Origin of the sequence: Rhodococcus sp. 05-2255-1e (assembly GCF_002259025.1) — a bacterium.
In the GTDB taxonomy this organism is placed as follows: Bacteria; Actinomycetota; Actinomycetes; order Mycobacteriales; family Mycobacteriaceae; genus Rhodococcoides; species Rhodococcoides fascians.
Genome location: NZ_NOZE01000033.1, coordinates 193929 through 206320 on the forward strand (window position 1 = coordinate 193929; position 12392 = coordinate 206320).

At 64.0% G+C, this 12392-nt stretch carries 13 protein-coding genes; 4 read left to right on the forward strand and 9 right to left on the reverse strand.

Translation table 11 applies throughout. The annotated features are described in order from the left end of the window. Positions 1 to 16: 16 nt before the first annotated feature. Entirely contained in the window at positions 17 to 1234 is a 1218-nt protein-coding gene (locus tag CH262_RS19860) for a lipase family protein (protein ID WP_094718230.1), read from the reverse strand. Between the two features lie 9 nt (positions 1235 to 1243). Further along, complete coding sequence (locus CH262_RS19865; protein ID WP_143547136.1) at positions 1244 to 2110, reverse strand: hypothetical protein; 867 nt, start codon at positions 2108 to 2110, stop codon at positions 1244 to 1246. A gap of 66 nt (positions 2111 to 2176) precedes the next feature. Between CH262_RS19865 and CH262_RS19870 the strand changes: the two genes are divergently transcribed. Further along, on the forward strand, positions 2177 to 2947 hold the full coding sequence (locus CH262_RS19870) for a TspO/MBR family protein (RefSeq protein ID WP_094718232.1): 771 nt from the start codon (positions 2177 to 2179) through the stop codon (positions 2945 to 2947). Here CH262_RS19870 and CH262_RS19875 read toward each other — a convergent pair. Next, positions 2934 to 3374, reverse strand: a complete 441-nt coding sequence (locus CH262_RS19875) for a type II toxin-antitoxin system Rv0910 family toxin (RefSeq protein WP_094718233.1) — start codon at positions 3372 to 3374, stop codon at positions 2934 to 2936. The two genes, CH262_RS19870 and CH262_RS19875, sit on opposite strands and share 14 nt — an antisense overlap. A 150-nt stretch (positions 3375 to 3524) precedes the next feature. Between CH262_RS19875 and CH262_RS19880 the strand changes: the two genes are divergently transcribed. Beyond that, positions 3525 to 4745, forward strand: a complete 1221-nt coding sequence (locus tag CH262_RS19880; RefSeq protein ID WP_094718234.1) for an oxidoreductase — start codon at positions 3525 to 3527, stop codon at positions 4743 to 4745. Positions 4746 to 4834: 89 nt separating this feature from the next. Continuing rightward, on the forward strand, positions 4835 to 5545 hold the full coding sequence (locus CH262_RS19885; RefSeq protein WP_143547137.1) for a TetR/AcrR family transcriptional regulator: 711 nt from the start codon (positions 4835 to 4837) through the stop codon (positions 5543 to 5545). Between the two features lie 14 nt (positions 5546 to 5559). Here CH262_RS19885 and CH262_RS19890 read toward each other — a convergent pair whose 3' ends face one another. From CH262_RS19890 to CH262_RS19915, 6 genes are all read right to left on the reverse strand, one after another. Next, entirely contained in the window at positions 5560 to 7335 is a 1776-nt protein-coding gene (locus CH262_RS19890; RefSeq protein WP_094718236.1) for an FAD-dependent monooxygenase, read from the reverse strand. Further along, entirely contained in the window at positions 7332 to 8258 is a 927-nt protein-coding gene (locus tag CH262_RS19895; protein WP_094718237.1) for a fumarylacetoacetate hydrolase family protein, read from the reverse strand. Before CH262_RS19895 ends, CH262_RS19890 begins: the two co-directional genes overlap by 4 nt. A 26-nt stretch (positions 8259 to 8284) precedes the next feature. Beyond that, positions 8285 to 8920, reverse strand: coding sequence for a VOC family protein (locus tag CH262_RS19900; RefSeq protein ID WP_032367048.1), 636 nt, complete (start codon positions 8918 to 8920; stop codon positions 8285 to 8287). A gap of 130 nt (positions 8921 to 9050) precedes the next feature. Continuing rightward, a complete protein-coding gene (locus CH262_RS19905; RefSeq protein ID WP_094718238.1) occupies positions 9051 to 9767 on the reverse strand; it encodes a TetR family transcriptional regulator in 717 nt (238 codons plus the stop codon). Positions 9768 to 9779: 12 nt separating this feature from the next. Then, positions 9780 to 10565, reverse strand: a complete 786-nt coding sequence (locus CH262_RS19910; protein ID WP_094718239.1) for an SDR family NAD(P)-dependent oxidoreductase — start codon at positions 10563 to 10565, stop codon at positions 9780 to 9782. Beyond that, positions 10562 to 11542, reverse strand: coding sequence for an SDR family oxidoreductase (locus CH262_RS19915; RefSeq protein WP_094718240.1), 981 nt, complete (start codon positions 11540 to 11542; stop codon positions 10562 to 10564). The genes CH262_RS19910 and CH262_RS19915 overlap by 4 nt, the downstream gene beginning before the upstream one ends. A gap of 118 nt (positions 11543 to 11660) precedes the next feature. On the opposite strand from CH262_RS19915, the gene CH262_RS19920 reads away from it, so the two are divergent. Beyond that, positions 11661 to 12290 carry a TetR/AcrR family transcriptional regulator gene (locus CH262_RS19920; protein WP_094718241.1) on the forward strand — a complete coding sequence of 210 codons (630 nt, stop codon included), beginning with the start codon at positions 11661 to 11663 and terminating at the stop codon, positions 12288 to 12290. Positions 12291 to 12392 lie beyond the last annotated feature (102 nt).

Genomic DNA, 12392 nt, shown 5'->3' on the forward strand with positions numbered 1-12392 from the left:
AGAATCCTTTCGTTGGTCAGCACGTGCTGGGAACCGATGCACCGGCGAATTCGGCGACGAGGAATTGCACGGCCGCGTCGTCGCTCACATTGTGTCCCTGCTCTGTTTGTTCCTGAGCGACAACCCGATCGCCGAGCGCACACGCTGCGCGGACGGCGTCGGCCGTCCACTGCGGTAGCACGATGTCGTCGCGCGCACCGTAGGCGACGAACATCGGCACGGTGGTTCGTACCTGCGGGAGGGTGTAGCGGCCGATCAGATCGAACAGCTTCTGTTCTGCCTCGGGGGATCTCGGTGCGAACTCCGTCGGTGCCATCTCGCTGACCGCGCGCTCCTTGGTTGCGGTGTTCGTGCCCTGGCACGCGAGTAGCAGTTCTGCGTTGGTCTGGGCCACCGTGCCGCTGTAGTCGCGAGGGTCGAGGGTGGGATCGACCTGTTGCGCCCCGTAGAGCAGGTACGGCAGCAGCCCTTTCTGCGGTGTGGTCAGGGTGCCGTCCCTGGCGGCACGCGCCAGCGGTGTCAGATCCGTGGGCGGGGACAATGAGACCGAGGCGATCAGTTCCAGCCCTTGCCCATAGCTGGAGTTCAATTCGTTTGCAGCCCAAGCGGCTTGCCCGCCCTGCGACAATCCGACGGCCGCCCACCGAGCAGAGGTCTCGGGCAGGGCATTGTGGACGGCGCGAGCCGCGTCGATCATGTTGTGGCCCGCAGTGCGCGGCTCCAGGTACGGGTGGGTGCCGTCTCCGCTACCGAGTCCTTGGTAGTCGGGCAACACCGTGACGTAGCCGAGTTCGGTGAAAGCCTCGACCGTGGAGTCCAATCCGAGTAGGTCGGGGTACAGGGAGGGCCCGCAGTCGGCCTGTACGCCGGTGGTGCCGTGGCCGTAGACGACGATCGGCCATCCACCTGCCGGAGGTGTACCGGGTGGAACAGCGGCGACACCGGAGACCGCAGTCGCAGAATCATCGATACCGGACGTCGACTCGTACACGAAGCGATAGACGGTCGCTCCCGTCGCAGTGAGCCTGGCCGACCGGGACCCGAAATCCTCCGACTCGAGCAGCGTCCCCGCAGTACCCGTCAGCTCGTACCCCGACTGTGCTGCGGACGTCGTTGCGGGCGCGGGCGAGTCGGGCACAGCGGGCGACGAACTGCATCCGACGGCCGTCACCAGCGTGAGCCCACACGCAGCTGCGAAGAGTCGACGAGACGACAAGGCAATGGATGCGGGCATATCGCGTGTCTACCAGAACGCAGCCAACAACTCCTCGGTCGCCTGCAGTGGCGCATACCCGTCGGGAATGACGCGACGGCATCCGTCGAGTTCGATGGTGAAATTGCGAATGTTCGACGGCCATCCAGCAACATAAGTCGTCACCGCCGTCCGCGTTGCGGACATCGAGCAGGGCCCGGCGGGTGCCAAGTCTTCGATCGATATCCCGATTTCATCTGTGGTGCCGACAGGGACCCTGCCGGAGAACAAGCAATACATGTAGCCGACCGTCAGTCCCGTGGCGGGCTCGGTACCCACGACGGGGTCGGCATAATGAGGGGAGCAACTGGACACGCTGAGCCGTGCCCGTTGGAGAACAGGGTCGCGATGCTCCGCCACGTCCACCAACTCGAGTGCCCGGATTGCCTCGACTCCGTCTTGTTTCGCGAGGCCGCATTCTCCGACGGGAAGAGTCGGTTGCATCGCTCTGCCTTGAGCGTCTTCGAGCCACAGTTGATCGGGTTCAGCCACGCTGTAGGTCGGACACAGGTCCGCATTCAGCTCGCGTTCGGACGGCTCGTTCAGCAGACGTATCGCGGTGGAGAAGTCTCCCGCTCGGCGTAGCTCGCGGTAGGCGACTGTGCCGTCGGGATCGACGGTTTCGCCGCCTTCGCACATGACCGCGGTTGCCGGCACAAAATCCTCCGGAATTGTTCCAGGGATCGGCCGATCGACAGCCGGGGTCGGTCTGTCGACCGGCTGAAGAACCTGGCATTCGAAGGACTCCGCTGATCCGATTTGGGCCGCCGGACGTGCGGGTCCGAGCGACACCGGCGACGCACAGGTGACCGCGGTGATGGCGACGAGCATCAGTCCCACCGTCCATCGCCATGTCATCAGCACAACGTAGCGGCATCGCAGTTCAGGGTTTGTCGCTTCTGATTTTCGGGGACTATCGCAGCCATGAGGATTGGCGTCGTTGTCAGTGCGGTCGTAGCGGTTGTGGTGTCGTTTCTCGGCTCCGGCGCGTGGATAGGGACGCCCATTGCCGAGGCGGCCGGCGGGGCGCTCAGTGCCACGTCGACGCTGGTGGCTCCCGCTGGTCCCGCGTTCTCGATCTGGTCGGTGATCTACACCGGTCTCATCGTCTATGCCGTCTGGCAGTTCCTACCCGGTCGAACTGCACGTCACGACGCCTTGCGGGCACCGGTCATCGCGTCGATGTTGCTCAATCCTGCGTGGATTCTTGCGATTCAGTTCGGGCAGGTGTGGCTCAGCGTGGTGGTCATCGTTGCGTTGTTGGCCGCTCTCGTGCGCGTGTTCGTTCTCCTGCAACAGCAGCGCCCGGAATCCGTGGTCGACGCGGTGATCACCGACGGCACGATGGGCCTCTATCTCGGGTGGGTGTGCGTGGCCACCATCGCCAACATCTCGGCGTGGCTGGTCGATCTCGGAGTCACCGGTGGCGCGACGGTGTGGGCGGTCGTTGTACTGGCCGTCGCAGCACTGGTCGGGGTGACTCTGGCGCGTTGCTCGAACGGAGCGATCGCTCCGATGCTCGCCATCGTGTGGGGCCTGGGATGGCTGGCGCAGGGGCGTCTCGGCGGCGAGCTGACGAACGCCACGGTCGGATGGACGGCTGTATGTGCCGCAGCGATCGTCGCCGTCGTGACGGTGGGAATCAGGCTCCGATCACGGCGGTCGACGGTCCATCGCCGCGTCAGGGCTGTGTGACATAGGTCGAGAGTCCGTCGAGGGTTTCTCCGAGCCGCTTCTTGAATGTCCCCTGTAGCGCTTTGCCGATGGGCCCGACCAGCAACGGGCTGGACACGACGAGGTCGATGGTGACGGTCGTATTCTCGCCTGACGCTTGGCATTCCACGCGCATGTGAATTTTCGAGCCGGTCGATCCTTTGCCGTCGAAGATGATTTCGTGCGGCGGGTCGAATGCTTTCACCTCGAAGGTGATGGTGTCGACCAATGCCGCAACCTTGATCTTTTCGACCATCACCGCTCCGACCGCGATGGTCTGCGGTGGTAGTTCCTCCCACCCGACGTGCAAGGCATGCCAGTGCTCGAACGTGGTGACGTCCGAGACGGTGTTCCAGACCTTCTCGGGCGAGGCGGCGATGTCTCGGCTCATGGTGGTCGTCGTAGTCATCACGGTCCTTTCGATGGCGGATGTTCCTGTCGATTACGCACCATTGTTGACTTGATGTCAACGTTGACTTCGAGTCAACTAACTCGTACGGTCGGGAGACTCAGATCTCCTGCCGCCTCAGTGACTCGGGGCCGAATCGAAGGGAACACCATGACTGCCGCCACAAATCCGCCCGTTCTCGAGAACCACCCCATCGACAGCGGCGCAGCCGTGTTGGTCAATGTGCGCGCGTTGCTGCCCGAGCTGAAGAAGGGTGCCTCCGAGAACGAGCGGGCCCGTCGGCTCTCCGACGACACCGTCGACGCCCTCCGGCGAGCGGGCGCCTTTCGGGTCGCGGCACCGACCCGGTTCGGTGGACTCGAATCCGGCCTACGCACGATGCTCGACGTCTCTGCCGCTGTTGCCGAAGGTGATGGTGGCGCGTCCTGGGTCACCACGTTGTCCAACGTCAACCATTGGGCGCTGGGTTTGTTCTCCGAGCAGGCGCAGGCGGAGGTGTATGCCGATGGGCCCGACGTCATCATTTCGGGCGTCGTGTCGCCCACGGCCGTCGCGAAGCCGGTGGAGGGTGGGTATCGGGTCAGTGGTCAGTGGCCGTACGCGTCGGCGAGCCTGCACTCGACGTGGTGCACGGGCGGTGTGGTGATCGAGGACGAAGACGGATCGGTGATGGATCAGGGCATGGCGCTGATCCCTCGTAGCGACTATCGCGTCGACGACACCTGGTACGTGGCGGGCATGCGAGCCTCCGGCAGCAACACCGTCGTGGCCGAAGATGTGTTCGTGCCCGAGCATCGGATGCTGTCGATGATGGGGGCTTTCAGCGGATCGTATGTCGCCGAACGCACGGATTCGGCCTTCGCGCGGTCCGCGTTCGGGCCGATGCTGGTGATGGTTCTGGTGGGTCCACAGCTCGGAATGGGCCGAGCTGCTTTGGAATTGGTACGAACCAAAGCGGCAGAGAAGTCCTTGGCCTACACGGTGTTCGACCGCCAAGCCGATTCAGTCGCCTTCCAGATGATGGTTGCCGAGGCCGCGCTGAAGATAGACACCGCCCATCTGCACGCCTATCGCGCCGCCGACGACGTGATGCGGTGGGCCGACGCAGCTGAATATCCGGATTTGCTCTCACGCGCACGGGTGCGCGGGGACGCGGCAACAGCACTGCGCAGCATCAACGAGGCGTTGAACATTCTGTTGGACGCCACCGGAGCGGGAGCATTCGCAGATGTCAATGCGCTGCAACGTATCTGGCGTGACTCGAATGTCGGAGCGCGACATGCGGTGATGCTGCCGCGAGTGTCGATCGAGACCTACGGCAAGGCGCTGCTGGGGGTCGAACTGCACGACCACATCACCCCGATCATCTGATCGAGACCGCACATGATGAAGCCCTATACGTCGACGCGCGTCGTGCCCGGGCCGATGGCCTAAGCTCGTCAGTGTTTCACGGAGGTGCCGTGAGCCGACGCGATGAGATGGGATCTACAGTGCCGGAGGCCTCCTCGAGAAAGCAGGCGCGCTCTGCGCAGGCGGCGGAGACTCGTCGACGGTTGATCGACACCGCGGTTGCCCTCTTCGCCGAGAACCCTTACGACAAGGTCGGTGTCACCGAGATAGTCGAGGCCGCCGATGTCGCGCACGGCCTCTTGTTTCACTACTTCGGTAACAAGCGGGGCATCTATCTCGAGGCCATGCGTGCGACGGCCGACGGGTTGTCCCAGTCGTTCGTCGATCTCCCGGATGCGGAACCCGACGTGCAGTTGCGTGCGGCGCTGAAAGCTCATCTCACGTATCTCCGCACTCATCGGGGCCTGGCGCTACGCATGGTGCTGGGCGGCCGAGGGGCCGATCCGGAGGCGTGGCAGGTATTCGAGGAAGCTCGGGCCGGCGTTCTCACAGCCGGGGCGATGCTGCTCGGTCTCGATCCGCACAATAGTGCGATCGCTATGGCCGGGCGGGCCGCCGTCGCCGCCATCGACGAGACCACCGTCAGGTGGCTGGAAGACGAGAGCGCCTTCGAGATCGACACGGTCGTCGAGATGCTGATCCACCTTGTCGCGGGGTGCCTCGAATCGGTGTCGATACTGGACTCCAGTGTCTCGGTGGACGCCGCAGTGGCCACGATCCTCGGTAACGGGAATCGATCCGGCATCGATTCCCGGTCCTGACAACTCCTTGCCTGTCACACGGTCTCGGCGTAGTACCTCCTCCACTGCGTTTCGAGGAAGTCGGACAGCGAACTCCCCGAATCGTTGGTACGCCAGGCGACGTGACCGTCGGGTCGGACGAGGACCGCTCCGGTCTCACCTACCTCGTACAGCGATATCAGTTCGTTGCGATCGACGCCGACGGGTGCATCCAGCACGACGAGCGACATACCCGGGCGTGCATCATGCATACTCTCCACCACCGGCTCCCACGCAGAACCATCGAAGGTGAACAGCGTCAACATGTTCGGGTCCAACACGTCGTGCGGCGAGACGAGTTGCCCGTCGGCCGAGACGAGCGCGTGCGGCAATCGCGCACCGGGGTACGTGGTGGGCACGTAATCGACAACATCTTCCACGGGCTTCGTCGACGCGTCTTGCGCGATCAGTGGACTGTCGTAGAGGTAGCCGAATTGCAGACCGGTGGAGACGAAATGCTCCAACTGCAGTGGAATCGCCGCGGCGATCTCGGCACGCAGTTCCGCCGACCCGGGGACGTCCGGGCGCAGGCTTCGTGACCGACTCATCTGCTTGCGGGTTGCTGCAGCCGCGATGGGCGCGATCAGTCGGCCCGGAATCTTGTTCAGTGGTGCCCGGCCCATGGCTTGAGTTGCCTTGGCCAGCATGGCGTTGGTGATCCCGACGCGCTTGCCGATGTCGTCCATGCGGAAGTGGTTGGCCACACTCTGTTCGGCGAACTTCTCCACCACCGGGCGGCGCTCGGTGTCGTAGGTGTCCAGCAGCTCCGGGCCTGCCGCACCAGAGAGCACGGCATCGAGCTTCCACGCGAGGTTGTGGGCATCCTGCACTCCGGAATTGAGCCCGAAGCCGCCGGTATGCGGAAAGCGGTGAGCGGCATCGCCCAGCAACAGCAGCCGATCGTGGCGAAAGGTGTCGGCCGTCTGCGACGTCATCACCCACGTGCCCGTCGATTCGAGCGTGAAGTCGTTCGTACCCAACGCCTTCGGTAGCGTCTTCTCCCAGAATCGACGGCCGTTCGTGGCGATCTCCTGCGCTGGATGCAGATAGGCCGTCATCAGGATGTAGCGGTGGTCGGCGTGCGAGATGAGCACTCCGCACAGGTCCGGGGTGTAGATCCAACTCAACAGCGGACGCGCGTCGTCGGGAAACAGCGTTGTCGACGTGAAGAACGCACTGCCCATGTTGGCGAGTACCGGTCCGGTCAGCGATATCCCGGCGGCGTCGCGGGTCGCGCTGTTGGCGCCGTCGCAAGCGAGGACGTACGGCGCACGTACTTCGGCGGCGTCACCCGTGAGGGTGCGGAAGGCGACGCGCGCGTCACCGGAGTTCGATTCGACCGATTCGACGGAGACTCCGCGGCGAAATTCGATCAGCGGTTCGGCGTCCACGGCGTCCCACAGTGCGGGCATCAGAATGTGCTGGCCGATGTGCGACACCATGTACGGGCTTTGACTTTCCACGGTGGCTTTGCGTTCGGGATCGGACAGCAGATCGATCGACCCGATGGCGTCACCGGCCAGGTCGCCGTACCAGCTGATCAGATTCACCTGCTCGTGCGGAGGCGACATCGCCGCTATCGACTTGGCCAGTTCGGGGCTGTACTCGTTCCAGATCTCCAGCGTCCGAGCATTGATGACGTGAGCCGCCGGATGGAACAAGGGACTGGTTCGACGCTCCAGCAATACCGTTCGAATACCCCTGCGCGCCAGCAGAAGCGCTGCAGTGGTCCCCGCCGGACCGGCACCGATGATGACGACAGGAGTGCTCATCGGACGACGGCTTCCTGGGTCCCCAGGTCGATCGACCCGTCCGGAGTGCGAATGGTGGCAGTGACGACGTCGTCGACCGAAAGGTACTTCGGGTTCTTGGCTTGGCGTGCGAAGAAGAACTTCCACTTCAGTGCCGGCGGGATGAGTTCGCCGATCTTCTGGATTGCTTTGGGCGGCGCGGAGATTGCCGTGCCGATCGGAGTTCCGGTCAACAGGACGTCGCCTGCGGTCATGTTCTGAAAACGGGCCAGTCTGGTGAAGGCCTCGGCGGGAGGAGTGATGAGGTCGTCGCCGATGGTCTGGTCCTGACGGATCTCCCCGTTGACCGCCAGTGTCATGCGTAGCTCGGGCAGTCGTCGCAGCTCGTCGTTGTCGAGCAGCACCAGCCGAGGGCCGAGTGGGGTGAAGGTGGGATACGACTTGCTCTCGTACACCTGCACTTTCGTCAACTGGATCTCCCGAGCCGACACGTCGTTGGCCACGACGAAGCCCGCCACGTAGGACGCGAGGTTGTCGTCGGTGACGGTTGTCCCGATGGGGATATCGGCACCGACCACCACGCCCAGCTCGATCTCGTAGTCGAGCAGAGCTACCTCCGGTGGCTGCCGAATGGGATCGTTCGGGCCACTGATCGACGCGGACGACTTACGAAAGAACTTCGGCTGCAGGGTCTTCGGGTCGGAGCCGGCATCGATCGCATGGGAACGGTAGTTCAGCAACTGCGCCACCACTCGGCAGGGTGCGGTGATGGGCGAGACGAGCCGGAGCTCGGCGACGTTCGTCCCGACCCCCGATGCCGCCTCGATGGCCGCGCGATCACCCAGTAGCTCACGGGTGGTCTGCGCGGTGGTGTCGATCTTGACGGCCTGGTCGCCGTCGAGACGCCACCAGCCGTCCGTGGTTCGAATGATGTTGATGGGCATAGCTTTCGATCCCCCCTAGCAATCGGTCACAAAGTTTTCGGTGTGATGGTCTTCTTGTTGGCGATCACCGGCCGGCCGGGCCTGGTTCCGGCCTCACGTTGCCGCAGTTCCTCGTGGGTCGCTCCGTTGCGGAGTCGGCTGAGGAGGTAGTCGGGGTCGATGTTGACGCCGATGGGATTGCGCGCGAATTCCTCGGTGAAGAAGAAGGCCGCGGTGTGATCGGGGTCGAAGTTCTCCACCTGGAACTCGAGCCGAATACCGTCCGGGTCCTCGTAGTACAGCGAGATCGTCGGCCCGTGGTTGATGGACCACACCGGAAGGATGCCCTGGCGCTTGAGCCGCACGTAGTTCTCCAGCAGTCGTTCCAGCGATCGGAACGTCAGGGCGATGTGATCGATGCCGTAGGCCTTGCGGCGCAGCTTGGCGAAGGGGAACAGGAACTTCACCGGCTTGGGCACGGCGATGATCGCGAGTCGATGCGACTCGTCGTCCCAGGTCAAGAACGTGATCTCGTCGTCCTGGTAGGCGATCTCGGCCCCGAACACCGTGCCGTACCAGCGCACCATCTCCTCGGTTCGCGCCGATTTGACGACCCAATGCGCGATGTAGTCGGGCGCGACCCGTTGCGTCTCGATCGTCGGTGCATCGTGCGTTGCGCTCATGAATCGACCTTTCGTCGCGATCGGAGTGTGACCCAGATTAAGTGCAGTTTGACTGTCAGTCAATAAATTGACTGACAGTCAGTAGGTTGCGAGCGTCGACCGATGCCGTAGGTGAGAAGACGTCCGGGAATCAGGCGGGCGGGATCAGGAGGTGAACACGGCCGACGAGGGTCAGAGCCGTGTCGGCGTCGGCACCGTCGAACACCGCTGTGTGGATGCCGCGCATGGCACCGGTGAGCAGTCGGGCTGAGGCGGGGAGGTCTGTGGCGTTGTCGATCTGCCCTGCTTCGGCGGCGGCGCGGAGTAGTTCGGTGATGGCATCGACGAAACTGTCGTGCCAACGCTCAGCTGTGCCTTCGGATTTCGGGACTCCGAGATTGCGGAACAGCACGTGCGTGCGTGGTGTCTCGTAGATGCTCTCGGCGGCTATTCGCAAAAATGTCTGCAGCTGTTCGAGTGGGGTGCTCGGCCAGCCTGCGTCCGCAGACCGTTCACGGATGCGTTCGATCAGAACGGTGGCGGCGTCGTCGACGGCGGCCTGAAAGAGTTGGCGTTTGTTGGGGAAGTGGTGGAAGGCCGTTCGGGGTGCCAGGCCGCATCGGGCAGCGACACTTTCGATCGTGATGTCTGCGTAGTCGGCGTGCCGAAGCAGCTCTTGGGTGGCCTCGATGAGCCGCGTCGGTGCGGGCCCGGGTTCGTCCGTGGTCGACGACCCGGCCCAGCGGTACAGCGTGGTGGTGTGGATGCCCAAGTCCGTGGCCACGGCTGCCGGGCTTTCGGAACCCGCGAATGCCCGTGCCACCGCCTCTCGGCGATCGGCGAGTGTGAATCTCGAGACCCTGGCCATGATCGTGACAGTCTAGTGCAGCATTCGTGCGAGGGCCGGGAGTAGAACTCGTGCGGGGACGATACCCGCCGTCGCCGCCTGCAGAGCATTGCGTCGACCCGAAACAATATGTGGCCGTGACCGTTTGGCGTCGAGTTCCTTCATGGCGGTGGCGACGACGTCGGCCGGTGTCTGGTAGGTACCGGTGGCTGTGGCCGAATCGCCTATGACGTCGAAGAATTCGGTGTGGGTGGGGCCGGGGTTGAGTGCGAACACTCTGACTCCGTGTTGCGCTGCTTCGTACCACAGCGACTGGCTGAAGCTCAGCACGAAGGCTTTGGCGGCCGCATACACGGCAAGAGTCGGGACAGGTTGGAATGCCGTCGTGCTGGCCACATTGACGATGGTGCCTGCTGTGCGGGCGATCATGTCCGGCAGGAACGCCGAGCAGATGTCCACGACCGCGCGGATGTCGACGGCGACGAGCCGCTCGAAATCGTCGGCGTCGCCGTCGACGAACGGTCCTTGGACCGCAAATCCTGCGTTGTTGACGATGAGGTCGATGCGCTCGGGAACGATGGCGCGGAGCCGGCGACCACTGGCCTCCTCCGACAAGTCCCAGGGCACTGTTCGGCAGCGCACACCGTAGGTCGATTCGACCTCGTCCGCCAGCGCTGTCAGACGATCTTCCCGTCGGGCGACGAGCAGCAGATCGGAGCCGCGGGCGGCCAGCACGCGCGCGAACTCGGCGCCTATTCCGGAACTCGCGCCGGTGACCAGCGAGCGGTCCGGACTGTAGCGAAAAGCCCTGCGGCTCATCGGTCCGAGCGCCCGAGCTCAGCGGCCGAGCGCCGGGCGAACTCCTCGTACGAGGTGGGTGCTCGTCCGAGCAGGGTCGGAAGAACCGTCAGGTCTCCCGCGGGCAGACCATGGCTGTCGTAATGGGTCATCATCGTGCGATACGCCTGACGTGCGTCTTCCGGCCAATTCTTCATGTCGCGGGGGTTCGAAGCGGCCTGCGCGCCGCGAACGAGGTGCCCGAGCGAATTCAGTTTCGTCGATCGCACGGCGTGACCGATGACGGTGGGGACTGCAGGCAGCACGTCGAGCGAGTTAGTCAGCGACGAGGGCGGGATTCGGATGGCGGTCACCGCATGCCCCAGCACGCGTGACCAGATCTCGGCCATCTGGTGTCGGGTGAGTTCGACCGTGGACAGGTCGTAGGTGCGGCCGGTGTGCGGCGACGGGTCGATCAGTACGTTCGCCGCGGCCTCGGCGACGTCGGCGAGATCGACGACACCCATCACACTGTCCGGCGACACCGGGTACGGCATGACGCCCGCCTGCAGGAACTCCCACACTTCCAGGTAGTTCTGCATGTAGTGCGAGGGCCTGAGAATCGTGGTGGGAATCCCGCTCTCCCGGAGCAGGCCTTCGGCGATGTCCTTCTGGTGGTGGTGTGTCAGCTGATGCAGGTCCGGATGGATCACGGAGTGAAACACGATGTGCTGCAACCCACTTGCCGGAGTCGTTGCGATCAGGTACTCGATGATCGGTCTCTCGTCGATGATCTGGGTCGGTGCCGCGTGATAGAGCACGTCGGCTCCGGCCAGAGCTCTGTCGAGCGTGTCGGGCGACCGCAGATCGCCCACGACGACCTCGGCTGCCCCGTCTCGACGGGTGGTCGCAGCCTGACTGTCGTTCTTCACGACAGCGCGGACGGGCATCTTCTGCGCGGTCAGCTGCTGGACGAGCAACCGTCCGATCCCGCCTGCGGCACTGGTCACTGTGATCATCGGACCTCCTCGATGGTGAGCGCGGCAACTCCGGCTCGGTTGCATATATTGCAGATGAGCCGCACATAACGCAAGAGGTCGACGCAAATGCCGACTCGATCTGCATTAGTCTCGGACGGTGCCCTCGAACGACGTCGACGATGCAGAGCAGTCGCGGCGTGCCCGCCCACGTCGCGATCGCCGTCAGGCGTTGATCGACGCCGCGATCGAGATGATCTCCGAAGGTGCCAGCGCAGACATCAGTGCGGCGGCGATCTCGCGCAGAGCGGGTGTGGCGCACGGGTTGCTCTTCTATTACTTCACCGACAAGCAGGGCCTGGTGCAGGCTGCGCTGGCCGACGTTCTGGGCAAGTTGTCCGACGCGCAGGGGCCGCAGTCCGAAGAGCGGACCGTCCGAGCGCGGCTGGAAGGATTCGTCCGACGGCACATCGAGTTTCTGCGGAATCACCGAGCGCTCTACTTGCGCGTGGTGCGGGAGGAGGAGTTCGGTGAGGCCGGCGTCGAGAGCGCCCTCCGGCAGGCTCGCGCCGAGGGTGAGCGTCAGGTCGCGGCCCTGGCCGAACTTCCGGATCCGTTGCCGCCGCTGGTCGCTGTTGCGATTTCGGGGTGGACAGGCTTTCTCGATCGAACCGCCGATGCCTTCTTGGAGACGGCGGATCTCGATCTGGACGAGTCGGTCGCGCTGATCGTCGACGCATTCGAAGCTGTCATCGATTCCGCGACTCGCCGAGGTGCCGGGCCGCGGTGATCAGGTCGACCAGAAACCGCAAAGGCCGATTCCGAAAATTGCGCAGATTGCTCAATATTGATGACTTCTATTGCGCAGCCCGCCGGGTTCTGATCGACTGAC

Coding starts and splice junctions, on each gene's coding strand:
- CH262_RS19880 (WP_094718234.1), top strand. CDS start 3,525: ATGACTGCCGCCACAAATCCGCCCGTTCTCGAGAACCACCCCATCGAC.
- CH262_RS19915 (WP_094718240.1), bottom strand. CDS start 11,542: ATGATCACAGTGACCAGTGCCGCAGGCGGGATCGGACGGTTGCTCGTC.
- CH262_RS19905 (WP_094718238.1), bottom strand. CDS start 9,767: ATGGCCAGGGTCTCGAGATTCACACTCGCCGATCGCCGAGAGGCGGTG.
- CH262_RS19870 (WP_094718232.1), top strand. CDS start 2,177: ATGAGGATTGGCGTCGTTGTCAGTGCGGTCGTAGCGGTTGTGGTGTCG.
- CH262_RS19895 (WP_094718237.1), bottom strand. CDS start 8,258: ATGCCCATCAACATCATTCGAACCACGGACGGCTGGTGGCGTCTCGAC.
- CH262_RS19910 (WP_094718239.1), bottom strand. CDS start 10,565: ATGAGCCGCAGGGCTTTTCGCTACAGTCCGGACCGCTCGCTGGTCACC.
- CH262_RS19890 (WP_094718236.1), bottom strand. CDS start 7,335: ATGAGCACTCCTGTCGTCATCATCGGTGCCGGTCCGGCGGGGACCACT.
- CH262_RS19860 (WP_094718230.1), bottom strand. CDS start 1,234: ATGCCCGCATCCATTGCCTTGTCGTCTCGTCGACTCTTCGCAGCTGCG.
- CH262_RS19900 (WP_032367048.1), bottom strand. CDS start 8,920: ATGAGCGCAACGCACGATGCACCGACGATCGAGACGCAACGGGTCGCG.
- CH262_RS19865 (WP_143547136.1), bottom strand. CDS start 2,110: ATGACATGGCGATGGACGGTGGGACTGATGCTCGTCGCCATCACCGCG.
- CH262_RS19875 (WP_094718233.1), bottom strand. CDS start 3,374: ATGACTACGACGACCACCATGAGCCGAGACATCGCCGCCTCGCCCGAG.